This is a genomic window from Cedecea neteri, assembly GCF_000758325.1.
Classification (GTDB): Bacteria; Pseudomonadota; Gammaproteobacteria; order Enterobacterales; family Enterobacteriaceae; genus Cedecea; species Cedecea neteri_B.
This window is the reverse complement of record NZ_CP009459.1, coordinates 1645418-1668226: the sequence shown is the minus strand read 5'-3', so window position 1 is coordinate 1668226 and position 22809 is coordinate 1645418. Positions and strand designations below refer to the sequence as shown.

The 22809-nt window shown below is 57.6% G+C and carries 18 protein-coding genes; 13 read left to right on the top strand and 5 right to left on the bottom strand.

Going from position 1 to position 22809, the window contains the following annotated elements; genetic code table 11:
• Positions 1-7: 7 nt before the first annotated feature.
• On the bottom strand, positions 8-1528 hold the full coding sequence (locus LH86_RS07860; protein ID WP_039299948.1) for a PAS domain-containing methyl-accepting chemotaxis protein: 1521 nt from the start codon (positions 1526-1528) through the stop codon (positions 8-10).
• A 304-nt stretch (positions 1529-1832) separates the two neighbouring features.
• Between LH86_RS07860 and proP the strand changes: the two genes are divergently transcribed.
• The 6 genes from proP (at position 1833) to LH86_RS07830 (ending at position 8969) form a co-directional block, all read left to right on the top strand.
• Positions 1833-3338 carry a glycine betaine/L-proline transporter ProP gene (gene proP / locus LH86_RS07855; RefSeq protein ID WP_039289887.1) on the top strand — a complete coding sequence of 502 codons (1506 nt, stop codon included), beginning with the start codon at positions 1833-1835 and terminating at the stop codon, positions 3336-3338.
• A gap of 566 nt (positions 3339-3904) precedes the next feature.
• The gene (locus tag LH86_RS07850) at positions 3905-5473 is read left to right on the top strand and encodes an ABC transporter substrate-binding protein (RefSeq protein ID WP_039299945.1); all 1569 of its coding nucleotides are present in this window, start codon (positions 3905-3907) and stop codon (positions 5471-5473) included.
• 84 nt (positions 5474-5557) lie between these two features.
• Entirely contained in the window at positions 5558-6601 is a 1044-nt protein-coding gene (locus tag LH86_RS07845) for an ABC transporter permease (RefSeq protein ID WP_039289883.1), read from the top strand.
• Entirely contained in the window at positions 6601-7434 is an 834-nt protein-coding gene (locus LH86_RS07840; protein ID WP_039299943.1) for an ABC transporter permease, read from the top strand. The genes LH86_RS07845 and LH86_RS07840 overlap by 1 nt, the downstream gene beginning before the upstream one ends.
• A complete protein-coding gene (locus tag LH86_RS07835; protein WP_039299941.1) occupies positions 7427-8260 on the top strand; it encodes an ABC transporter ATP-binding protein in 834 nt (277 codons plus the stop codon). The genes LH86_RS07840 and LH86_RS07835 overlap by 8 nt, the downstream gene beginning before the upstream one ends.
• On the top strand, positions 8247-8969 hold the full coding sequence (locus LH86_RS07830; protein ID WP_039299938.1) for an ABC transporter ATP-binding protein: 723 nt from the start codon (positions 8247-8249) through the stop codon (positions 8967-8969). Before LH86_RS07835 ends, LH86_RS07830 begins: the two co-directional genes overlap by 14 nt.
• Positions 8970-8973: 4 nt before the next feature.
• On the opposite strand, the gene LH86_RS07825 is transcribed toward LH86_RS07830, so the two are convergent.
• Complete coding sequence (locus LH86_RS07825; RefSeq protein WP_039305986.1) at positions 8974-9873, bottom strand: diguanylate cyclase; 900 nt, start codon at positions 9871-9873, stop codon at positions 8974-8976.
• Between the two features lie 478 nt (positions 9874-10351).
• Between LH86_RS07825 and ygjG the strand changes: the two genes are divergently transcribed.
• Positions 10352-11749: a putrescine aminotransferase gene (gene ygjG, locus LH86_RS07820; RefSeq protein ID WP_172744008.1), complete on the top strand. Its 1398-nt coding sequence runs from the start codon at positions 10352-10354 to the stop codon at positions 11747-11749.
• Positions 11750-11918: 169 nt separating this feature from the next.
• On the opposite strand, the gene lsrG is transcribed toward ygjG, so the two are convergent.
• The gene (lsrG, locus tag LH86_RS07815) at positions 11919-12209 is read right to left on the bottom strand and encodes a (4S)-4-hydroxy-5-phosphonooxypentane-2,3-dione isomerase (RefSeq protein ID WP_008460496.1); all 291 of its coding nucleotides are present in this window, start codon (positions 12207-12209) and stop codon (positions 11919-11921) included.
• Complete coding sequence (lsrF, locus tag LH86_RS07810; protein ID WP_039299935.1) at positions 12206-13096, bottom strand: 3-hydroxy-5-phosphonooxypentane-2,4-dione thiolase; 891 nt, start codon at positions 13094-13096, stop codon at positions 12206-12208. The genes lsrG and lsrF overlap by 4 nt, the downstream gene beginning before the upstream one ends.
• A 169-nt stretch (positions 13097-13265) precedes the next feature.
• Between lsrF and lsrK the strand changes: the two genes are divergently transcribed.
• The 6 genes from lsrK to LH86_RS07780 all read left to right on the top strand — a co-directional run bounded on the left by lsrK (position 13266) and on the right by LH86_RS07780 (position 21633).
• Positions 13266-14846 (top strand): autoinducer-2 kinase, encoded by a 1581-nt coding sequence (gene lsrK / locus LH86_RS07805; protein WP_039299932.1) that lies wholly within the window; start codon positions 13266-13268, stop codon positions 14844-14846.
• Positions 14847-15089: 243 nt separating this feature from the next.
• Positions 15090-16073, top strand: a complete 984-nt coding sequence (locus LH86_RS07800; protein ID WP_039299929.1) for an alpha/beta fold hydrolase — start codon at positions 15090-15092, stop codon at positions 16071-16073.
• A gap of 51 nt (positions 16074-16124) precedes the next feature.
• Positions 16125-16865 carry a response regulator gene (locus LH86_RS07795; RefSeq protein ID WP_039299926.1) on the top strand — a complete coding sequence of 247 codons (741 nt, stop codon included), beginning with the start codon at positions 16125-16127 and terminating at the stop codon, positions 16863-16865.
• Complete coding sequence (locus LH86_RS07790; RefSeq protein ID WP_039299923.1) at positions 16862-18163, top strand: ATP-binding protein; 1302 nt, start codon at positions 16862-16864, stop codon at positions 18161-18163. Before LH86_RS07795 ends, LH86_RS07790 begins: the two co-directional genes overlap by 4 nt.
• A 128-nt stretch (positions 18164-18291) precedes the next feature.
• Positions 18292-19482: a cytochrome c biogenesis protein DipZ gene (locus LH86_RS07785; RefSeq protein ID WP_039299920.1), complete on the top strand. Its 1191-nt coding sequence runs from the start codon at positions 18292-18294 to the stop codon at positions 19480-19482.
• A 132-nt stretch (positions 19483-19614) separates the two neighbouring features.
• A complete protein-coding gene (locus tag LH86_RS07780) occupies positions 19615-21633 on the top strand; it encodes an NADPH-dependent 2,4-dienoyl-CoA reductase (RefSeq protein WP_039299917.1) in 2019 nt (672 codons plus the stop codon).
• On the opposite strand, the gene rlmG is transcribed toward LH86_RS07780, so the two are convergent.
• Positions 21630-22766, bottom strand: coding sequence for a 23S rRNA (guanine(1835)-N(2))-methyltransferase RlmG (rlmG, locus tag LH86_RS07775; RefSeq protein WP_039299915.1), 1137 nt, complete (start codon positions 22764-22766; stop codon positions 21630-21632). The genes LH86_RS07780 and rlmG overlap by 4 nt on opposite strands.
• Positions 22767-22809 lie beyond the last annotated feature (43 nt).

Sequence of the window (22809 nt, the reverse complement as noted above, 5' to 3'; positions counted from 1 at the left end):
AAACGCCTTAACCCAGGACCGTGACTGCATCCTGCAGGCGGGTGGCGCGGTGCTTCACCATCGCCGACACCTGGGCGCCCTCTTCCACCAGCGCAGCGTTTTTCTGTGTTATCGCGTTCAGTTCTGCCACCGCGCGGGTAATGTCCGCCAGGCCATCGGCCTGCTCTGACGTAGCGTGGCTTATCTGTCCGAGAAGCTGAGTGACGTTCTGCACCTGAGCCACAATATCCTGCATGGTGCGCCCCGCCTCGTGTACCTGCACCGTGCCGGACTGCACCTTGCTGGCGCTGGCGTCAATCAGCTTGCGGATGTCATTCGCCGCGCTGGCGCTACGCTGCGCCAGGTTGCGGACTTCCCCGGCCACCACGGCAAACCCTTTGCCCTGCTCACCGGCGCGAGCCGCCTCTACCGCCGCGTTAAGCGCCAGGATATTGGTCTGGAAAGCGATGTCGTTAATCAGGCTGGTGATGGAGCCGATGCGCTGGGTGCTGTCGGCAATGTCGTCCATGGTGGTGACCACGGTTTCCATCGCCTGGCCGCCCTGCGCCGCCGCATCGCTGGCGGAGCTGGAAAGCTTGTCTGCCGCCGAGGCGGTTTCTGAGTTAGTCTGTACCGACGCCGCCATTTGGTTCATGGTCGCCACCGTTTGCTGCACGTTAACCACCGTCTGGCGGGTACGTTCATTCAGGTCGTCATTGCCTTTCGCCATCGCCTCGCTGCCGCTGCGCACGTTCGCCACCTGGCTGCTAACGTCGTTGATAAGCCAGCGGCACATCAGCCCAAGCTGGCCGATGGAGCGCAGGATCACCCCAATTTCATCGCTGCGCTGAAGGTGTTTCACGCGATGGCTGTTGCCGGTGGCCACTTCCAGGGCCTGGCGGGCCACGTTTTCCAGCGGGCGGGCAATTTGCCACTCCAGCAATGCGCAGGCAAAGGCGGTGAATGCCGCGATGGCTAACATTTGCAGCGGGCTTTGTCCGAGAGCAAACGCCGAGGCCATCAGCAGGACGAACAAACCGCTCATTAACCCGCGAATACGCCAGCGCAGGGACATAGTCGGCAGCTTGCCGAACAACCCTTTACGTAGCACCAGGCCTTTATAAACGATCTTGTTGCTGCGGCCTTCGTTCAGCGCCTTGTAGAGCGGCTCAGCGGCGGCGATCTCTTCCGCCGAGGCTTTAGTGCGGATAGACATGTAGCCGGTGGTTTTACCGTGACGCACCACCGGCACCGCGTTGGCACGTACCCAGTAATGGTCACCGTTTTTACGGCGGTTTTTCACGATGCCCGTCCACGGCTCGCCCTGCTGCAGGGTGAACCACATATCGGCAAAGGCCGCTTTAGGCATGTCGGGATGTCGCACGAGGTTGTGCGCGGCGCCGCTTAGCTCATGTAGCGAGTAGCCACTGACCTGCACGAAGGTATCGTTCGCGTGCGTAATGTAACTTTTCAGATCGGTGGTGGACATCAGGGTCGTATCGTCATCAAGCGTGTATTCACGCTGGGTGACCGGCACATGGGCGGACATAGCAACTCCCTTTGAGAGGTTATCCAGATGTTAATTCTTTGGTGGTATGCATGTTATTTCGGCGTAGCGAAATTTTACTTTAGTTAAAAAATTTGATATTGATCACAGTTCTAAGTATTAGCCACATAATTTATGAGACTAGTTTAAGCATTGCACTTCACATAGTTTCAATAGGTTATTACTTTTCACTTCGCTTCATTGCCGCCTCATCTGAGTGCTGCAGTTTTCACCAGCGCTTATTGCGCGGCGCACTACACTTACAGAGGGAATTTTTACCCCCGCAAGGAAAACACGAGGATAAAGAATGCTAAAAAGGAAAAAGAAAGTCAGACCGATCAAGGTCAGTGACGTCACCATCATTGACGATGCGCGTCTGAAAAAAGCCATCACTGCCGCTTCACTGGGCAACGCGATGGAATGGTTTGATTTCGGTGTTTACGGTTTTGTTGCTTACGCGCTGGGTAAAGTCTTCTTCCCGGACGCCAGCCCTAGCGTGCAGATGATTGCCGCCCTGGGGACCTTCTCTGTTCCTTTCCTGATTCGTCCGCTCGGCGGGCTGTTCTTCGGGATGCTAGGGGATAAATACGGTCGTCAGAAAATCCTGGCTATCACCATTGTCATCATGTCGCTCAGTACGTTTGCCATCGGGCTTATCCCGTCCTACGCCACTATCGGCATCTGGGCACCTATCCTGCTGCTGCTGGCAAAAATGGCCCAGGGCTTCTCGGTCGGCGGGGAATATACCGGGGCATCTATTTTCGTCGCCGAGTACTCTCCCGACCGTAAACGCGGCTTTATGGGCAGCTGGCTGGACTTCGGTTCGATAGCCGGGTTCGTCTGCGGCGCGGGCGTGGTGGTGCTGATTACCGCCATCGTCGGCGAAGAAAACTTCCTCGACTGGGGCTGGCGTATTCCGTTCTTCCTCGCGCTGCCGTTAGGTATCATCGGGCTTTATCTGCGCCATGCGCTGGAAGAAACCCCGGCGTTCCAGCAGCACGTTGAAAAAATGGAGCAAGGCGATCGCGAAGGCCTGGCCGAAGGGCCAAAAGTCTCGTTCAAAGAGATCGCTACCAAGCACTGGCGCAGCCTGCTGGTGTGTATTGGTCTGGTTATTTCAACCAACGTGACCTATTACATGCTGCTGACCTACATGCCGAGCTACCTGTCCCACAACCTGCATTACTCGGAAGAGCACGGGGTGCTGATCATCATCGCCATTATGGTGGGGATGCTGTTTGTGCAGCCGATGATCGGCCTGCTTAGCGACCGCTTTGGCCGCCGCCCGTTCGTGTTCCTCGGCAGTATTGGCCTGTTCTTGCTCTCCATTCCGGCCTTTATGCTGATCAACAGTGGCGCCATTGGGCTTATTTTTGCCGGTCTGCTGGTGCTGGCCGTGGTGCTGAACTTCTTTATCGGCGTGATGGCCTCAACCCTGCCGGCGATGTTCCCCACCCATATTCGCTACAGCGCCCTGGCGAGCGCCTTTAACATTTCGGTGTTAATTGCTGGCCTGACGCCAACGCTTGCCGCGTGGTTGGTGGAGAGTACGCAAAATCTGATGATGCCAGCTTACTACCTGATGGTGGTGGCGGTTATCGGCTTGATTACCGCCGTGACCATGAAAGAAACGGCCAACAAGCCGTTGAAAGGCGCGACGCCAGCAGCGTCTGATATTGCCGAAGCGCGAGAAATCGTGCAGGAGCATCACGACAATATCGAGCAGAAAATCGAGGACCTGGATAAGGAAATCGAAGAGCTGCAGGCGAAGCGAACGCTGCTGGTGCAGCAGCATCCAAGGATCAACGAGTAATCTTCCCCTCACCCTGACCCTCTCCCCGTGCGGGAGAGAGGATGAACAGAACAGCCCTCACCAGCGCGTGGGGGCTTTTTTTTTGGCTTTTGCTTTTTCAAGACAGCGTTTAAGCGAAGTCTGTCACTCCGAAATGTTTCCGTTCACCCATAGATCTGTTTCCCCTGCACGTTCAAAGCACAGGTCGCGTGTTATCCCCCTCACCCCGGCCCTCTCCCCAGGGGGGCGAGGGAGAAAACAAGTTACGGGAGATATTGTTTATTCCCTCTCCCTCCGGGAGAGGGCTAGGGTGAGGGTAATAAAACCAGAAGCAACGCAGCGGTTACAGGAGCTACAGATAAAACAGAAGTGGAAGTGAACGGAAACTTAACCGAACCTGCATAATCGTGGATATCTACACCCCCTCCAGAAAGCAAACCCAGCCTCGGGTTCTCAGCACTTTATCGCATTGGATATATCGTATATTTATATGCAAAGCGCAATTTTGACTTTGTGAATTGAGATAACTCACCTAACGTAAATACACAGAGAAAAGTCGATAAAAAACACCATTACAGGGTACACACATGCAAAAAAAAGTTCTGCCATTACTGCTGCTGGCGGCGCTGTCTGCCGCTTCCCACGCTGCCACGCCGCCGGATACCCTGGTGGTAGCTCAAGGGCTGGATGACATCGTCAGCCTTGACCCGGCCGAAGCTAACGAACTCTCAAGTATTCAGACCGTGCCGAGTCTTTATCAGCGCCTGGTGCAGGCAGACCGCACCGATCCGGCCAAAGTCGTGCCAATTCTGGCAGCCAGCTGGCAGGGCGATGCGGCCAATAAGAAACTGACCATCAAGCTGCGCCCGGACGCTAAATTTGCCTCCGGCAACCCGCTGCGCCCGGAGGACGTGATCTTCTCCTACACCCGCGCGGTCACGCTGAACAAGTCCCCGGCCTTTATCCTGAACGTACTGGGCTGGCAGCCAGACAACATCGCCAGCCAGCTGAAGAAAGTGGATGACCATACGCTGGAAGTGCACTGGACCGCAGACGTCAGCCCGGCGGTTGCGCTGAATATTCTTTCCACGCCTATCGCATCTATCGTGGATGAAAAAGCGGTTGAGCCAAACGTGAAGGCCGGTGACTTCGGCAACGAATGGCTAAAAATGCACTCTGCCGGCAGCGGCCCGTTCAAAATGCGCGTCTATCAGCCGCATCAGGCTATCGTGCTGGATGCCAACCCGACATCACCGGGCGATGCGCCAAAAGTGAAGAACATTATTATTAAAAACGTGCCCGATCCGGCCGCTCGCCGCCTGCTGATTCAGCAGGGTGACGCGGACATCGCCCGCGATTTAGGGTCTGACCAGACCAGCGCGCTGGAAGGCAAACCGGGCGTGAAGGTGCTGAGCATTCCTTCAGCCGAGCAGAACTACCTGGTGTTTAACGTCGGCAACAACGCCAACCCGCTGCTGAAAAACCCGGCGCTGTGGGAAGCGGCTCGCTACCTGGTGGATTACCAGGGCATTACTAAAGATCTGCTGAAAGGTCAGTACTTCGTTCACCAGAGCTTCCTGCCGGTCGGCTTCGCGGGCGCGCTGGAAAACACCCCGTTCAAATTTGATCCGGCGAAAGCGAAAGAAATTCTGGCGAAAGCGGGCATCAAAGACGCGCATTTCTCGCTGGATGTGGAAAACAAACCGCCGTTTATCACCATCGCTCAGTCCATGCAGGCAAGCTTTGCCCAGGGCGGCGTGAAGGTTGATCTTCTGCCGGCCGCCGGTAGCCAGGTGTATGCCCGCGTGCGCGCGAAACAGCACCAGGCCGCCATTCGCCTGTGGATCCCGGATTACTTCGACGCCCACTCCAACGCCAGCGCGTTCGCCTATAACGACGGCAAAGCCAGCACCGTGGCCGGGCTGAACGGTTGGCAGATCCCGGAGCTGAACAAACAAACGCTGGCGGCCGTGGCAGAAGCTGACCCGGCCAAACGCAAAGATCTCTATACCAAACTGCAGGAAGAGCTGCAGCGCAGCTCCCCATACGTGTTTATTGACCAGGGTAAAACTCAGGTTGTGGTGCGCGATAACATCAAAGGCTACCAGCAGGGCCTGAATGCGGATATGGTGTATTACGATAACGTCACGAAATAACTGAACGGCCCCTCGCCCGCCCTTTCCATCGTGAAAGAGGTCGGTCGGGGGGTTAATCACCATTAGCGCATAAAAGAGTTACCCATGTCCGAAGTCTCGCCTTCGTCGCAGCGCCTGCGGCGTCCGCTGCTCACCCTGCTTCAGGGAATATTTACCCTTGCTCTGACCCTGATTGGCCTGCTGCTGATTACCTTCGCGCTGTCTGCGCTGTCCCCGGTGGACAGAGTGCTGCAAATCGTCGGCGACCACGCCAGCCAGTCCACTTACGATCAGGTTCGCCACCAGCTTGGGCTGGATCAGTCGCTGCCCGTGCAGTTCTGGCACTATCTGGTCAATCTCGCCCACGGCGATTTAGGCATAGCCAGCTCAACCGGCCAGCCGGTTCTGCATGATTTGCTCTCTGCTTTTCCCGCCACCCTGGAACTTGCCACCCTGGCGTTGATCGTCGGTAGCGTACTTGGCGTACTTTTTGGTGTGCTTTGCGCCCGGTTCGCGGGTTCACCGCTGGATCTCGTGGTGCGAACGTTTACCCTGCTGGGCAACTCCGTACCTATTTTCTGGCTGGGCCTGCTGATGCTGGCGCTGTTTTACGCTCGCCTGCAGTGGAGCGCCGGGCCTGGACGACTCGACGATATCTACCAGTACAGCGTCGAGGCTAAAACCGGCTTCGTGCTGATCGATACCTGGCTTTCCGGCGATAAAGGCGCGTTTCTCAACGCCATTAACCACCTGATTCTGCCGGTATTGCTACTGGCCTATTATTCTCTCGCCAGCATCACCCGCCTGACCCGCACGGCCTGCCTGAGCGAAATGAACAAAGAGTACATTACGCTGGCCCGCGCGAAGGGTGCAGGCGACATGGCGATTCTGCTGCGCCATGTGTTGCCCAATATTCGCGGCACGCTGTTCACCGTGATAGCCCTGGCCTACACCAGCATGCTCGAAGGTGCGGTGCTGACGGAAACCGTCTTCTCCTGGCCGGGCATTGGCCGCTATCTGACCACCGCGCTGTTTGCCGGGGACACCACCGCCATCATGGGCGGTACGCTGCTGATCGGCGTGTCCTTTGTGCTGATCAATAACCTGACCGACATACTGGTGCGCGCCACCGACCCGAGGATCCGCTAATGCCGTCTTCTCTCTTTCTGCGACGCATGCTGCGCTCCCCGGCGGCCCTAAGCGGGCTGATTATCATTGCCGGGCTGGTGCTTATCGCGCTGTTTGCGCCGTGGCTGGCTCCGTTCGATCCTAACTGGCAGGATGCCGCCGCGCGCCTGCAGGCGCCCAACGCCCAACATCTGCTGGGTACTGACAGCTATGGCCGCGACCTGCTTTCTCGCCTGCTTTACGGCACCCGCCCGGCGCTGGGTCTGGTGCTGCTGGTGACCGTTATTACCCTGCCGGTGGGGCTGCTGATTGGCATTCTGTCTGGCTATTACGGCGGCTGGCTGGAGCGTATCCTGATGCGCTTTACCGATGTAGTCATGTCGATGCCGCGCCTGATTCTCGCCTTTGCCTTTGTGGCGATGCTCGGCCCAGGGCTGGTTAACGGCGCGCTGGCGCTGGCTTTGACCACCTGGCCCGCCTATGCCCGCCAGGCAAGAAGTGAAATACAGCGTCTGCGCCACAGCGATTATCTTGCGGCCGCAGAAATGATGGGCATCAAAGGCTTGCGGCTGCTGGTCGGCCATATTCTGCCGCTGTGCCTGCCTTCCGCCATCGTGCGCCTGGCGCTGGATCTGGCCGGGATTATTCTTGCCGCCGCCGGGTTGGGTTTCCTGGGCCTGGGCGCCCGCCCGCCGATGTCCGAATGGGGCGCGATGATTGCCGACGGGATGCAGGTCATTTTCGATCAATGGTGGATTGCCGCCATTCCGGGCACCGCCATTCTGCTGAGCAGCCTGGCCTTTAACCTGCTGGGCGATGGCCTGCGCGACGTGCTGGAGCCGCAACATGACTAACAGAATTACCGTGTCCGGGCTGAATATCGACTACCCCGGCAGCCGGGTGGTAAGCAATCTCTCCTTCACGCTGGGCAATGAACGCCTGGCGCTGGTCGGCGAATCCGGCTCAGGAAAATCCATGACGGCCCGCGCGCTGATGGGCCTGGTGCGTAAACCGGGCAAAGTGAGCGCAGAGCAGCTCAGCGTGATGGGGCACGACCTGCTCGACATGAATGCCCGGAGCTGGAACCAGCTGCGCGGCAGCGATATCGCCATGGTGCTGCAGGACCCACGCTATGCGCTGAACCCGGTCAAAAACGTACAGCAGCAAATTGACGAAGCGCTACGATTGCACCAGAAGCTGTCCACCGCCGAACGCCGCGAGCGCTGCCGCGAGCTGGTGCAATCCGTTGGCTTGCCGGACGCGGTACTGCAGCGCTACCCCGGCGAACTGTCCGGCGGCATGGGCCAGCGCGTAATGATCGCCATTGCGCTCGCCAATAATCCCAAAGTGCTGATCGCCGACGAACCTACGTCGGCGCTCGACGCCCGCCTGCGCAACCAAATCCTTGAGCTGCTGGTAGCCCAGTGTGAGCAGCGGCAAATGGCGCTGCTGCTGATTAGCCACGATCTGCCGCTGGTGGCCGAACACTGCCACCGCGTGTTGGTGATGTATCAGGGGCAGAAAGTGGATGAAATGTCGGCAAGCGAGCTGCCGCAGGCCACACATCCTTACACCCGCACGCTCTGGACCTGCCGTCCAAATGCCGACACCTACGGGCAGATGCTGCCGACGCTGAATCGCAGCGAATTCCAGCCAGGAGAAACCTATGGCGATCGTTAAGGTTGATAATCTGAGCGTGCAGTTTGCCGCCAAAGGCGGGGTCAAAACCGCCGTCGCCGGGGCCAGTTTCGCCCTTGAACAAGGCGAGACATTCAGTCTCATTGGCGCCTCAGGCTGCGGGAAATCCACCATCCTGCGCGTGCTGGCCGGGCTGCAGCGTGACTGGAAAGGTGACGTGGAGCTGCTGGGCAATCGCATTGCGGCAGGGAAACGCTTCCAGGGGGCGCTACGCCGTGAAGTACAAATGGTCTTTCAGGATCCGTACGCTTCGTTGCACCCCAACCACACAATTTGGCGCACGCTGGCCGAGCCGCTGAAAATCCACGGAGAAAGCGAGATCGAAGCCCGTGTAGCGGAAGCCTTAAAGCAGGTTGGACTGCCAGCCGACGCTGCAAAACGCTACCCGCACCAGCTTTCTGGCGGCCAGCGCCAGCGCGTGGCGATTGCTCGTGCGCTACTGTTACGTCCGAAAATCCTGCTGCTCGACGAACCCACTTCCGCGCTGGATATGTCGGTCCAGGCGGAGATCCTCAACCTGCTCAACCGCCTGAAGCAGGAGCACGGCATGACCTATCTGCTGGTCAGTCACGATGCCGACGTGATTGCCCATATGTCCGACCGGGCGGCGTTTATGGCCAACGGGGTGATTGAGCGCAGCTTTGATCGCGATGCGCTGGTTAACGGGGAACACAGGATGGCCCACGCGTAACGCATTATTCCAGCGTGACCATTTCTTCGTCAGACAAAGCCAGAATACAGCGATTACGGCCGGTGTTTTTGCCGTAATACATGGCTTTATCTGCCCGACCAATCGCGCTATGCAGTGAGTCATCCGCGCTGACCAGGGTCAGCCCGCCGGTCACCGTCACGCGAATAGCCTGATCGTCCACGCTGACGGGGTGACTGGCTAAATGCTGGCAAATTCGCTGGCCGGCTTGCTCGGCCTGCTCACGGCCGGTCGCTTCAAGCAGCATAATAAATTCCTCGCCGCCAAAGCGATAAATACGCTCCTCGTTGCGCGTGGCCCCTTTAAAAATGGACGCGACGCTGCGCAGAACATCATCCCCCGCGTTGTGCCCCCAGGTGTCATTGATCGTTTTAAAACGATCAATATCCATGATCAGTAAATAAAGGCTGCGCTCCGCACGCTCGCAGCGAGAGCGTATCAGCGGAAATTCCTGATACATTAAATGGCGTAGCGGCAGGCCGGTTAAAGCGTCGTACAAATTGCGGTAGGAAAAAAGGTATTCTTTATATTGGTCGATACTGGAAATAAATTTTTGTTGCGCCTCATTGTAATTATTCAATAATTCTTCGCTAACCTGTCTGGCGATAATAGATAACATTAATGCCCGGGCAGCATTGTGCATAGCGGTGTGGTGCTTATCAATCAGCAGAATCAGCTCCCGATCCAGGCTAACACCTTGCAAGCGCTGACCGAGCCAGCGGCTGAAACGGCAATGCTGGTGGGAATGCCTATCGTTGATTTCTTTATCGGGTTCACCGCCCAGCAGGCTAAGACGCAGGCATTTATTTGCCCAATTATAGTGATCGCGGATGGCAATATTCAGCTCTGATAAAGAGCTATCGATGTCCTTTATATTGATAGTCACGCTGTGCACACCTTGTGTTTAACGGGTCAAATTAATATCCACCACCTGATGATAACGAATATCGCGGGTTAATTTTCACGCCGAATCATAACTTAAACAAAGCCTAAACGATAAACCCATATTAAAAACTTTACGAATAAGGACATTAGTTGTCATACGGTATTTCAGAATAAATAAATAAGTATCTATTAACCATTAAGAAAAATTGAACAATAACATGCGAAGCTTTTATTTCTCTCCTGCGCCAACGAGAAACATTTCGCCCCAAAGTGGTGCAAACCTCTTTTCTGCAAGGTCATGCCCACTCATTTGGCCTTCAGCATTAAAACACGCAAAATGTAATCTATTGTGATTAATTATTGCACAGATGGACTCCTGCGGGCGTTTATCCCGATTTCACTTACGGCGCGTTACCTGGCGCAATCCCTGCAATACTTATTTTGTGTATCGCGTGATACGCCACACCCAGGAGCACATTTTGAACAGGTTACCTTCCAGCGCCTCGGCCCTTGCCTGTACGGCGCACGCACTGAACATTATCGAAAAGAAGTCACTTAGCCATGAGGAGATGAAGGCGCTAAACCGGGAAGTGATTGATAGCTTCCAGCAGCACGTTAATCCGGGTTTTCTTGAGTACCGCAAGTCCGTTACCGCCGGCGGGGATTACGGAGCCGTAGAGTGGCAAGCGAGCAGCCTGAATACGCTTGTCGACACCCAGGGCAAAGAGTATATCGATTGCCTGGGTGGGTTCGGCATCTTTAACGTGGGGCACCGTAATCCAGTCGTTGTTTCCGCCGTCCAGCATCAGCTTGAAAAGCAGCCCCTGCACAGCCAGGAACTGCTCGACCCTCTGAGGGCGATGCTTGCCAAAACGCTTGCCACACTGACTCCGGGTAAACTCAAATACAGCTTCTTTAGCAACAGCGGCACCGAATCCGTGGAAGCCGCGATAAAACTGGCTAAAGCGTACCAGTCGCCCCGAGGGAAATTTACCTTTATTGCTACCAGCGGCGCGTTCCACGGCAAGTCTCTGGGTGCACTTTCGGCTACAGCGAAATCCACTTTCCGCAAACCATTTATGCCGCTACTGCCCGGCTTCCGCCATGTACCCTTTGGCAATATCGAGGCATTACGCACGCAGTTCAGCGAATGCCGTAAAACTGGCGATGATGTAGCTGCACTGATCCTGGAGCCGATTCAGGGAGAAGGCGGGGTGATCCTGCCGCCGCCAGGCTATTTGCCTGCGGTACGCCAGCTTTGCGACGAATACGGCGTGCTGCTGATCCTGGATGAAGTGCAAACCGGAATGGGCCGCACCGGCAAGATGTTTGCCTGCGAGCACGAAAACGTGCAGCCGGACATTCTCTGCCTTGCGAAAGCGTTGGGCGGCGGCGTGATGCCGATTGGTGCCACGGTTGCGACGGAAGAGGTGTTTTCCGTGCTGTTCGATAACCCGTTCCTGCACACCACCACGTTTGGTGGCAACCCGCTGGCCTGCGCTGCGGCGCTGGCGACGATTCACTATCTGCTGGAAGAAAATCTGCCTGCTCAGGCGGCTCAGAAAGGGCAACTGCTGCTGGATGGCTTCCGGGCACTGGCCCGTGAGTTCCCGGACCTGGTTGTTGAGGCGCGCGGCCAGGGGCTGTTAATGGCGATTGAGTTCCGCGACAACGACATCGGCTACGACTTTGCCAGCCAGATGTTCCGCCAGCAGGTACTGGTGGCCGGGACGCTGAATAATTCGAAAACCATTCGGGTCGAGCCGCCGCTGACGCTGACCATTGAGCAGTGCGAGCATGTGCTTGAGTGCGCGAAGCGCGCGCTTTACAGGCTGAGAGTGACGCAGGATGAGACAGCAGAGGCGCAGGAAAGCTGATTGACACTCACCCCAACCCTCTCCCTAAAAGGGAGAGGGTGTTTTCCCTGTTCCATCTACTCCCTTCTTTTTTATCCCCTCTCCCTGTGCTGAAGGCATTATCCCTATTCAGATCTTTATTTTTATCCCCTCTCCCCCAAGGCGAGAGGGTCAGGGTGAGGGGCATTCCCTACGGCAGCAGCCCAATAAAACTCTGCTTCTTACGTGGCTCAGACATCATCTCATCCAGCTTCTCAACGCAAGCGAGATAGTGCGGGGTCTTCTTGTGCGCCAGCACCGCGGCCTCATCCTGATAGGCTTCGTAAATATAAAATCGCGTTGAAACCTCCGGGTCCTGCAGCACGTCAAAGCGTAAATTACCGGGCTCTTTGATGGCACCTTCGTGATTCGCCCGAAACACGTCCAGAAACTCGTCGACGCGCTCTGGCTTGATGTTGATCTCCACCAGCGTGACGTTCATGCCTTACCTCCCTGATGCTTCGCTTCAAGCCAGAACTGATAGGCTTCGCGGGCAGATGCTTTCTCGTGTACCACCTTCTTCACCGCCTGCAACATCGCCAGGGGTGCTTCAGACTGGAAGATGTTGCGACCCATATCCACGCCGGATGCCCCCTGGTCTATCGCCTTAAAGCACATCTCCAGCGCCTCCTGCTCGGGCAGCTTTTTTCCACCGGCGATAACGATCGGCACCGGACAGCTGGCGGCGACTTTCTCAAAACCTTCCTCAACGAAGTAGGTTTTTACAAACTGGGCCCCAAGTTCGGCAGCAATACGGCTCGCCAGCGAGAAATAGCGCGCGTCACGGGCCATCTCTTTGCCTACGCCGGTGACGGCAAGTGTAGGAATGCCGTAGCGCGTCCCCTCGTCTACCAGCTTGATGATGTTGTTGATCGACTGATGCTCATACTCGCTGCCGATATAAATCTGCGCGGCCACCGCGCAGGCGTTGAGGCGCATAGCATCTTCCATCGTCACGGCGACGCTTTCCCGCGAGAGTTCGCTGAGGATCGAATTACCACCGGAGGCACGAAGCACAACGGGCTTGTTGGTCGCAGACGGGACCACGCTACGCAGAATGCCGCGGGTACACATCAGCACGTCGGTTTCAGGAAACAGCGGCGCAATAGAGAGATCAATGCGCTCCAGCCCGGTGGTCGGCCCCTGAAAATAACCGTGATCGAAGGCCAGCATCACGGTGCGCCCGGTGTTGGGGTTAAAGATCCTCGCCAGCCGCGACTGCATGCCCCAGTCCAGCGCCCCGCTTCCCTTCAGGTAAAACGCCCGGTTTTCCTGCGGCTGGCCAATACCGAAGTCTTTCCCGTCTTTAATATCATCCAGATCTGCCATCAAGTTCTCTCCCGGATCCATCAGTGAATAAGAGATAGTGTTCAAAAACTTAGTCAGGGATCGCCCATCGCAACCGTGCAGCGATCACAAAACATCCAAATAGATCGCCCAGATCTCCCGCGATGGATAAGAGTTTATTTATTGAACGAGCGACGGAAGAGGTCTGTGAATGAGTTATCTACTTGCACTGGACGCCGGAACGGGCAGTATTCGCGCCGTGATTTTCGATACTTCTGGCCAGCAAATAGCCGTTGGCCAGGCCGAATGGAAGCACTTGAGCGTAACCGACGTGCCGGGATCGATGGAGTTCGATCTCGCCGTAAACTGGCAGCTCGCCTGCCGCTGCATCCGTGAAGCCCTGCACAAGGCTAACCTCTCCTCTTCGGCGATTAGCGCCGTTGCCTGCTGCTCTATGCGGGAAGGGATTGTGCTGTACGATCGTCACGGTGAGCCAATCTGGGCCTGCGCAAACGTGGATGCCCGCGCCAGCCGCGAAGTCAGCGAGCTGAAAGAGATCCACGACTTCCAGTTTGAGTCCGAGGTGTACCAGGTTTCAGGCCAGACGCTGGCGCTGAGCGCCATGCCGCGCCTGCTTTGGCTGGCGCACCATCGCCCGGACATCTACCGCCAAGCCGCCACCATCACCATGATCAGCGACTGGCTGGCGGCCAAACTTTCTGGCGAGTTGGCGGTTGATCCTTCTAACGCCGGTACGACCGGCATGTTGGATCTGGCGACCCGCGACTGGCGGCCTGCTCTGCTGGATATGGCCGGGCTGCGCGCCGACATACTTTCTCCGGTCAAAGAAACCGGCACCGTGCTGGGCGGCATAACGCCGCAGGCGGCCGAAGAAAGCGGGCTGCTAAAAGGCACGCCGGTGGTGATGGGCGGCGGCGACGTCCAGCTCGGCTGCCTGGGATTGGGCATCGTCAGGCCCGGGCAGACGGCGGTGCTGGGCGGCACATTCTGGCAGCAGGTGGTAAATCTGCCGGCCATCAAAACCGACCCCGACATGAACATCCGCATTAACCCGCACGTCATCCAAAACATGGTGCAGGCGGAATCCATTAGCTTCTTCACCGGCCTGACGATGCGCTGGTTCCGGGACGCCTTCTGCGCGGAAGAAAAGCTGCTGGCCGAGCGCCTCGGCGTGGATACCTATGCGCTGTTGGAAGAGATGGCAGGCCGCGTACCCGCAGGCTCCCATGGGGTGATGCCCATTTTCTCTGATGCCATGCATTTCAAGCAGTGGTATCACGCCGCGCCGTCGTTCATTAACCTTTCTATTGACCCTGAGAAATGCAACAAAGCGACGCTATTCCGCGCCTTAGAGGAGAACGCGGCGATTGTCTCCGCCTGTAATTTGGAGCAGATTTCCGGCTTTTCTGGCGTGAAGTTCGACTCGCTGGTCTTCGCCGGGGGAGGTTCAAAAGGCGCACTATGGAGCCAAATACTGAGCGATGTCACCGGCCTGCCGGTGCGCGTCCCGGTGGTCAAAGAGGCAACGGCGCTGGGCTGCGCCATTGCCGCAGGCGTGGGTGCCGGGCTTTTCGATTCGCTGGCCAATACCGGCGAGCGCCTGGTACAGTGGCAGCGGGAGTTCACGCCGAACCCGGCGCACCGCGAGCTTTACGACGAGATGAAGCGCAAGTGGCAAAAAGTGTATGCCGACCAGTTAACGCTGGTGGACAGCGGCCTGACGACGTCGATGTGGCAGGCTCCGGGGCTTGTGCCGAGAGTTGCAGGATAATTTTCCCCTCACCCCAGCCCTCTCCCCAAAGGGTAGAGGGGGAAAATAAACAGCGGAACATTTTTTATCCCCTCTCCCTTTCAGGGAGAGGGCTAGGGTGAGGGTAAAGGCACTTTGTATCACACTGTATCCACGACCCCGCCAGATACGCAGCCATGCAAAAAAGGCGGTTTGGAAAACACGCCACCTACAATCCCGTGATGTGATAACCGAACATTTTCTAATGGCTTTGGAGAAAACATCATGTTCAACAAACTGACCCTGTCTGCGCTGATTGCCCCTCTTTCTCTCTCAGTGGTTTTCGCCTGCCAGGCGGAAGCCGCGGGGTTCGATGCTAATCAGATAAAACAGATTAACGCGGGCGTGCTGAACGTCGGCTATGTCGATCTCGGCCCGAAAGACGGGCAGCCGGTTATTCTGCTGCACGGCTGGCCCTACGACATCAACAGTTTTGACTCGGTAGCGCCTGAGCTGGCAAAGCAGGGTTACCGGGTTATCGTGCCTAACCTGCGCGGCTTCGGCAGCACCCGCTTCCTTTCCCCATCCACGCCCCGCAACGGTGAACCTGCGGCACTGGCTCAGGATACGGTGGCGCTGATGGACGCGTTACACATCAAACAGGCCATTTTTGCTGGCTATGACTGGGGCGCGCGCACGGCAGATATCGTGGCGGCGCTGCATCCTGAACGGGTGAAAGCGCTGGTGTCGGTCAGCGGCTATCTGATTAGCAGCCAGGAAGCAGGGAAAAAACCGTTGCCGCCACAGGCCGAGCTGCAGTGGTGGTATCAGTTCTATTTCGCGACCCCGCGCGGCGCGGCAGGCTATGAGAAGAACACTCATGACTTCGCCCGCCTGATCTGGCAGCAGGCTTCACCAGGCTGGAAGTTCAGCGATGAGACCTTTAACACCAGCGCCAAATCGCTGGATAACCCGGACCACGTCGCCATTACCCTGAGCAACTATCGCTGGCGCCAGGGGCTGGAAAACGGCGAGCAGAAGTACGCGGCTGATGAGAAAAAGCTGGCTGCGCTGCCGAACATCACCGTGCCAACTATCACCATTGAAGGCGACAACAACGGCGCGCCACATCCTGCACCTGCGGCCTATGCGGCGAAATTTACCGGCAAATATGAACACCGAACCTTCAGCGGAAACATCGGCCACAACCCGCCACAAGAAGCGCCAGAAGCGTTTGTGAAGGCGGTGGTAGACGCAGGTAAGCTGTAGTAAAAAAGCTATGCTAGTTTTACCCTTCACTTTTAGCGCCGGGAGCCCCAGGTGGAACATATCGATCATATTCTCGTGGTGGACGACGACCGCGATATTCGCGAGTTAATCGTCAGCTATCTGGAGAAATCTGGCTACCGGGCCACCGGCGCGGCCAACGGCAAGGAGATGCGTTCCATTCTGGATAAGCAGCACGTCGATTTGGTGGTGCTGGACGTGATGATGCCTGGCGACGATGGGCTGACGCTGTGCCGCCAGCTGCGGAGCGATAAGCACAAAGATCTGCCTATTTTGATGCTGACCGCCAGAAACGAAGACAGCGACAGGATCCTCGGCCTCGAAATGGGCGCGGACGACTACGTGGTAAAACCTTTTGTCGCCCGGGAACTTCTGGCGCGGATCAAAGCGATCCTTCGTCGTTTCCGCGCCTTGCCGCCTAATTTACAGGTGACCGAAGCGGGCAGGATCATCGCTTTTGGCGAGTGGCAGCTTGATACTTCTGCCCGGCATCTGATTGATTTACAGGGCACGATCGTTGCCCTGAGCGGGGCGGAGTATCGCCTGCTGCGCGTGTTTTTGGATCATCCGCAGCGCGTTTTGACGCGCGATCAGCTGCTGAACCTGACTCAAGGCCGCGATGCAGAGCTGTTTGAGCGCTCCATCGATTTACTGGTCAGCCGCGTCCGCCAGCGTTTAAACGAAGATGCCCGCACCCCGGCCTACATCAAAACCGTGCGTAGCGAAGGCTATGTGCTTTCCGTTCCCGTGACGATCGTCGAGGCGCGAGAATGAGGCTTTGGCCCCGAACTCTGCTTTCCCGCCTGTTTCTTATCGTTCTCGTCGGCCTGCTGCTGGCTAACGGTATGACCCTGGCGCTCACCACGCTCGAGAGGATGAACAGCGCCCGCAACGTGATGCTGGATAACCTGCAAAACAACGTTGCCACCAGCGTCGCGATCCTCGACAAGCTACCGGCTAATGAGCGCCCTGGCTGGCTGGACCGGCTCGCCCGGGAAAATTATCACTACATTCTTGGATCGGGTACGCCAGGTAAACCGCCTGCCGACGAACGTTCGAAAGATGCCATTGCTTCCCTGAAAGAGGCGCTGGGCGAGCATTATCAGCTCGATTTCACTGCCATTCCCGGTATACGCTCCCATATTCAGGCGCATTTGACGCTGGCCGACGGCTCGCCGCTGACCATCGATCTCACACCACGTATGCCGCCGATTGAAACCTGGCTGCCGGTGGTGATTGCCATTCAGCTTGTCCTGCTGGCGCTTTGCGCCTGGTTCGCTGTGCGCCAGGTGGTGCTGCCGTTTACCCGTTTTACCCGCGCCGTTGAAGCGCTGGAACCCGCCAGCTCAAGCCCCGTGGACATGCAGGAAAGCGGCCCGCAGGAAGTGGAACACGCCGCCAAAGCATTTAACGCGATGCAGGCCAGAATCCAGGGCCACCTGAAAGAACGCACACAAATTCTGGCGTCCATATCGCATGATTTACAGACGCCGATTACCCGCATGAAGCTGCGTCTGGAGATGAGCGACGAGCCAGAGCTGCGCGACAAGCTGATGCAGGATTTGGACAACATGACGCATCTCGTCCGCGAAGGCATCGCCTACGCACGGTCGTCGGAAAGTCTGGAAGAAACGCCCCAGCGTGTTGAGTTGAGGGCGTTTGTTGACACTATTACCTGCGATTATCAGGACGTCGGCAAAGCAGTGACGTTTGCCGCATCGGAAGTGCCACTCCCGCTTTCGACCCGCCCCCAGGCGCTGCGCCGTATTCTGACCAACCTGCTGGATAACGCGCTGAAGTTTGGCTCTGCGGCAGAAGTCCGCCTGACGATGGGAGCCAGCCAGATAACGCTGGCTGTTTGCGACAACGGGCCGGGGATCCCCGAGGAGGAGCTGGACGCCGTGTTGCAGCCTTTTTACCGCGTGGAAAGTTCCAGAAACCGCGACACCGGCGGCACCGGGCTTGGGCTGGCGATAGCCGCCCAGCTTGTCGGCCAGTTAGGCGGAAAATTAACGCTGAGCAACCGCCCACAGGGCGGTTTGCAGGCCAGTATCTCGCTGCCTGTAACCTGATTGTATCGCTCTGTATGCGGCTGAGCCCCCGACAAACAAACTGACAATCAGGACGGTTTTCCCACACATCACGAACACATCAGGCGGGTTAAATACCCCGAAATCATCCTGTAACCGTGAGGTGTGTTATGCCCGTTCTGATTGCCTTTCTTGGCGGTATGCTCAGTTTATTAAGCCCCTGTACGCTGCCCGTTATTCCTCTGCTTTTCGCCGCATTTCGCGGCAAAAAACGCCAAATCATCGCCCTGCTTGCCGGCATGGTGACCATGTTCACCGCCGTGGCTTTACTGGTCGGTGCTGCCGGAGAGTGGATCGTGCGCGCCACGCTGGTTGGCCGCTGGGTAGCGCTGGGGATGCTGGCACTTGCCGCGCTCACGCTCATCTTCCCCGCGCTTGCCGAACGGCTGATGCGCCCGGCGGTGCAGGTGGGGAATGCCATCAACAACCAAAGCTACCGCGCTCGCGGCACGCTGTCGGCTTTTCTGGCAGGACTGGCGGTGGGGCTGCTTTGGTCGCCTTGCGCGGGGCCGATTTTGGGAGCCATTCTCGGTATCGGGTTGTCCGGCTCTTCGGCTGCCACCACCGGCCTGCTGCTGGCGACCTACGGCAGCGGCTGCGCGCTGATGCTGGCACTGCTGTGGTTCTGCGGTCACCGGCTGCTGACTCGCCTGCGTGAAAAAATGGCGCTGATGGCGCAGCTGCGTCGCGCGGCAGGGGTAGCAATGCTGGCTACCGTGGCGTTTATCGCCTCTGGCACCACGGCGGTGCTGCAAAACGCCAACGGTTTCGGCGCGAAGCTGGAGCAACGCCTGCTGGCCTTCTCCCCCACCATCGCGCCAGCGCCTAAGCTGCAGCCTGTTGTGGATCCCGTGCCCTCCAGCGCGATGCCGCCGCTTTCCGGGGGAACCGCATGGATCAATAGCCCACCGCTGACGCCAGAGGCGCTGAAAGGCAAAGTCGTGCTGATCGATTTTTGGACCTTCGATTGCATTAACTGCCAGCACGCGCTGCCGCACGTCCGGGAATGGGCCAACAAGTATAAAGATCAGGGCCTGGTGGTGATTGGCGTGCATACGCCGGAATATCCGTGGGAGAAAGATCTCGATTCGGTGAAAAAGGCGGTAGCCAAGTGGCAGCTGCCGTACCCGGTCGTCACCGACAATAACTACCAGATCTGGAATGCCTTCGGTAACCAGTACTGGCCAGCGCATTACTACTTCGACGCCCGTGGGCAGCTGCGCAACGTCTCTTTCGGCGAAGGTAACTACGAGCAGCAGGAGCAGGTTATTCAGAAGCTGCTGAAGGAGGCTCGCGCCTGATTGACCTTCCGGGGAGGCGGGAATATGACTCTCATCACATTCGCCGCACTCCCCTTTTCCCTTTTGCCCCGCGACGGCTAAATTAGAACTCATCCGACCACATAACAATAAAATTACATTCTGGACACAATCATGAGCTACTCGTCGCTGCTTACCCCGTTGGATCTTGGCTTCACCACTTTGAAAAACCGCGTGCTGATGGGCTCGATGCACACCGGGCTGGAAGAGCTGCCGGATGGGCCTGAGCGCCTCGCCGCTTTCTATGCCGAACGTGCCCGGCACGGCGTGGCGCTGATTGTCACCGGCGGGATCGCCCCTTCGGCCTCCGGGGTGACCGTTGCCCACGGCGCGGTGCTGAACGATAAGAGCCAGCTGGCGCATCACCAGATTGTGACTGATGCAGTTCACCGCGAAGGCGGTAAGATTGCCCTGCAGATCCTGCACACCGGGCGCTACAGCTACCAGCCTAAGCTGGTCGCCCCGTCGGCCATTCAGGCGCCGATCAACCCGTTCAAACCCCACGAGCTGAGCCACCAAGAAGTGTTAACGCTGATTGAGGACTTTGCCCACTGTGCCAGCCTGGCGCGTGAAGCCGGGTATGACGGCGTGGAAATCATGGGCTCGGAAGGCTATCTGATTAACCAGTTTTTGGCCGCCCGCACTAACCAGCGCGACGATGAATGGGGCGGAGACTACGGACGCAGAATGCGCTTTGCCGTTGAAGTCGTCCGCGCCGTAAGGGCTCGCGTTGGCAAAGAATTTATTATTATTTACCGCTTGTCGCTGCTCGACCTTGTCGAAGGTGGCGGTAACTTTGAGCAGGCAGTTACGCTCGCCAAAGCGATAGAAAAATCGGGAGCAACGCTGATTAATACCGGCATCGGCTGGCATGAAGCCCGTATTCCTACCATCGCGACCTCAGTGCCGCGCGGCGCGTTTAGCTGGGTCACCAAAAAACTGAAAGGCCACGTCGCACTGCCGCTGGTGACCACCAACCGCATCAACACCCCGGAAACCGCCGAGCAGATCCTGGCCGACGGTGATGCCGATATGGTGTCGATGGCGCGCCCTTTCCTGGCTGACGCGGAGTTTGTTTCTAAGGCCGCTGAGAATCGCGCCGATGAAATCAATACCTGCATCGGCTGCAATCAGGCCTGCCTGGATCAGATCTTCGTGGGCAAAGTCACCTCTTGCCTGGTTAACCCGCGCGCCTGCCATGAAACCAAAATGCCGGTTGTACCCACTGCACAACCGAAGCGTCTTGCGGTGGTAGGTGCAGGCCCCGCTGGACTGGCTTTTGCGGTCAACGCCGCCGGACGCGGCCATAGCGTCACGCTGTTTGACGCTGCGGCGGAGATCGGCGGGCAGTTTAATATCGCCAAACAGATCCCCGGCAAAGAAGAGTTTTTCGAAACGCTGCGCTACTACCGCCGGAAGCTGGCTCTCACCGGCGTGGATGTGCGCCTGAATCAGTACGTTACCCCGGAGATGCTGCACGACTACGACGAAGTTATTCTGGCCTGCGGGATTGAGCCGCGCCTGCCGGAGATTGACGGCATCGGGCATCCGAAGGTGCTGAGCTATGTCGACGTGCTGCGCGACAAAGCCCCGGTGGGCAAACGCGTGGCGGTGATTGGCGCGGGCGGGATTGGGTTTGATACTTCGATGTACCTGAGCCAGGAAGGGGCGTCCACCAGCCAGAGCATCGCCGAATTCTGCGTGGAATGGGGGATTGATACCAGCCTGCAAACGTCAGGTGGCCTGCGCCCGGAAGGGCCGCATCTGCATAAAAGCCCGCGCACTATCTTCCTGCTGCAGCGTAAAACCAGCAAGCCGGGGGAAGGCCTGGGCAAAACAACGGGCTGGATCCACCGCACTACGCTTGCCGCGCGCGGCGTGAAAATGATGGCTGGCGTGAACTACGAGCGCATTGACGATGCCGGACTGCACATCACCGTGGGCGGGGAGTCTCAGCTGCTGGAAGTGGAAAACGTGATTATTTGTGCCGGGCAGAACCCACGCCGCGAGCTGGCTGAGCCTTTACAGGCTATGGGCAAAACCGTGCATTTGATTGGCGGGGCCGATGTGGCGATGGAGCTGGATGCCCGACGCGCGATTGCGCAGGGCACCCGTTTAGCGCTGGAGATTTAGCGGCGACGGCCTAACTTCACCGCTTTTAGCACCACGAACTTGTTGTTCGTTGCCACCGTGGTGCAGTTGCCGAAGATCTTCTTCAGCTTGCGGAAGTAGTCGAGGTGGCGGTTGGCCACGATGTACAGCTCGCCGTTGATTTTCAGGCAACGGCGAGCGTGATGGAACATCTCCCACGCGATCTGATCCGTCAGGGCATGCTGCTGGTGGAACGGCGGGTTGCACAGTACGGCGTTAAAGCGGAAAGGCTCCACGCCGGACAGCGCGTTGTTAATCATAAACTCACAGCGGTCGATGTCACCCGGCAGGTTGGTTTCAACGTTCAGGCGCGCGGAAGCCACCGCCATCGGCGATTCATCCACAAACACCACCTGCGCCAGCGGGTTTTTCTCCAGCAGCGTCAGGCCAATCACGCCGTTACCGCAGCCCAGATCGACGATCTCGCCTTCCAGATCCGACGGCAGACTTTCGAGGAAGAAACGCGCGCCGATATCCAGCCCGGTGCGGGAAAAAACGTTGGCGTGGTTGTGAATCGTCCACTCGGTGCCGTCCAGCTTCCAGCTCAGTGTTTCCGGCACATCTGCCAGATCCGGTTTGGTGAAGGTCGGGTTAATCAGACGCGCTTTTTTCCACGCCAGCGTGGTCGTGGTTGGCCCTAAAATCTTTTCAAACAGCTCCAGCGTCGAGTTGTGAATATCCCGCGCTTTCGCGCCCGCAATGATGCGGGTTTCCGGCGTCACGACTTTGCGCAGCGCACGCAGCTGCTGCTCAAGCAGGGCCAGCGTTTTAGGAATTTTAATCAGCACCAGCCCCGGCGCCTGCGGGTAAGCCGCAGTGCTGTCGAGGAAGGTGACGCTGTTTTCCGGGATTTCGTTCTCGCGCAGGTTTTCACGCGTGGCCAGCTCGCTTAAGTAGGAGTCGCCAATGCTGTATGGCTTGTGTTCAGCCAGCACGCAGGCCAGCGCACCGAAGGTATCGTTAAAAACAAGAACGGGGCCGACTGGCTCAAGTTCGTCTACCTGCTGCAACAGGTAGTCATCTGCCGCTTCCCACGCCTGCAGCGGGTTTACGTCGTCCGTTTCCGGAAAACGCTTCAGCGTCAGTGAACGAAAACCGTTGTCTAATTGGCTCATCGGCCCTCCTGGATGGTAAAGTTTGGTGATATCCCCATAGCGG

What these genes read in the sequence shown, in the direction of transcription:
- LH86_RS07860 (WP_039299948.1), bottom strand. Translation starts at nt 1,528, where the DNA reads ATGTCCGCCCATGTGCCGGTCACCCAGCGTGAATACACGCTTGATGAC.
- proP (WP_039289887.1), top strand. Translation starts at nt 1,833, where the DNA reads ATGCTAAAAAGGAAAAAGAAAGTCAGACCGATCAAGGTCAGTGACGTC.
- LH86_RS07850 (WP_039299945.1), top strand. Translation starts at nt 3,905, where the DNA reads ATGCAAAAAAAAGTTCTGCCATTACTGCTGCTGGCGGCGCTGTCTGCC.
- LH86_RS07845 (WP_039289883.1), top strand. Translation starts at nt 5,558, where the DNA reads ATGTCCGAAGTCTCGCCTTCGTCGCAGCGCCTGCGGCGTCCGCTGCTC.
- LH86_RS07840 (WP_039299943.1), top strand. Translation starts at nt 6,601, where the DNA reads ATGCCGTCTTCTCTCTTTCTGCGACGCATGCTGCGCTCCCCGGCGGCC.
- LH86_RS07835 (WP_039299941.1), top strand. Translation starts at nt 7,427, where the DNA reads ATGACTAACAGAATTACCGTGTCCGGGCTGAATATCGACTACCCCGGC.
- LH86_RS07830 (WP_039299938.1), top strand. Translation starts at nt 8,247, where the DNA reads ATGGCGATCGTTAAGGTTGATAATCTGAGCGTGCAGTTTGCCGCCAAA.
- lsrG (WP_008460496.1), bottom strand. Translation starts at nt 12,209, where the DNA reads ATGAACGTCACGCTGGTGGAGATCAACATCAAGCCAGAGCGCGTCGAC.
- lsrF (WP_039299935.1), bottom strand. Translation starts at nt 13,096, where the DNA reads ATGGCAGATCTGGATGATATTAAAGACGGGAAAGACTTCGGTATTGGC.
- lsrK (WP_039299932.1), top strand. Translation starts at nt 13,266, where the DNA reads ATGAGTTATCTACTTGCACTGGACGCCGGAACGGGCAGTATTCGCGCC.
- LH86_RS07800 (WP_039299929.1), top strand. Translation starts at nt 15,090, where the DNA reads ATGTTCAACAAACTGACCCTGTCTGCGCTGATTGCCCCTCTTTCTCTC.
- LH86_RS07790 (WP_039299923.1), top strand. Translation starts at nt 16,862, where the DNA reads ATGAGGCTTTGGCCCCGAACTCTGCTTTCCCGCCTGTTTCTTATCGTT.
- LH86_RS07785 (WP_039299920.1), top strand. Translation starts at nt 18,292, where the DNA reads ATGCCCGTTCTGATTGCCTTTCTTGGCGGTATGCTCAGTTTATTAAGC.
- LH86_RS07780 (WP_039299917.1), top strand. Translation starts at nt 19,615, where the DNA reads ATGAGCTACTCGTCGCTGCTTACCCCGTTGGATCTTGGCTTCACCACT.
- rlmG (WP_039299915.1), bottom strand. Translation starts at nt 22,766, where the DNA reads ATGAGCCAATTAGACAACGGTTTTCGTTCACTGACGCTGAAGCGTTTT.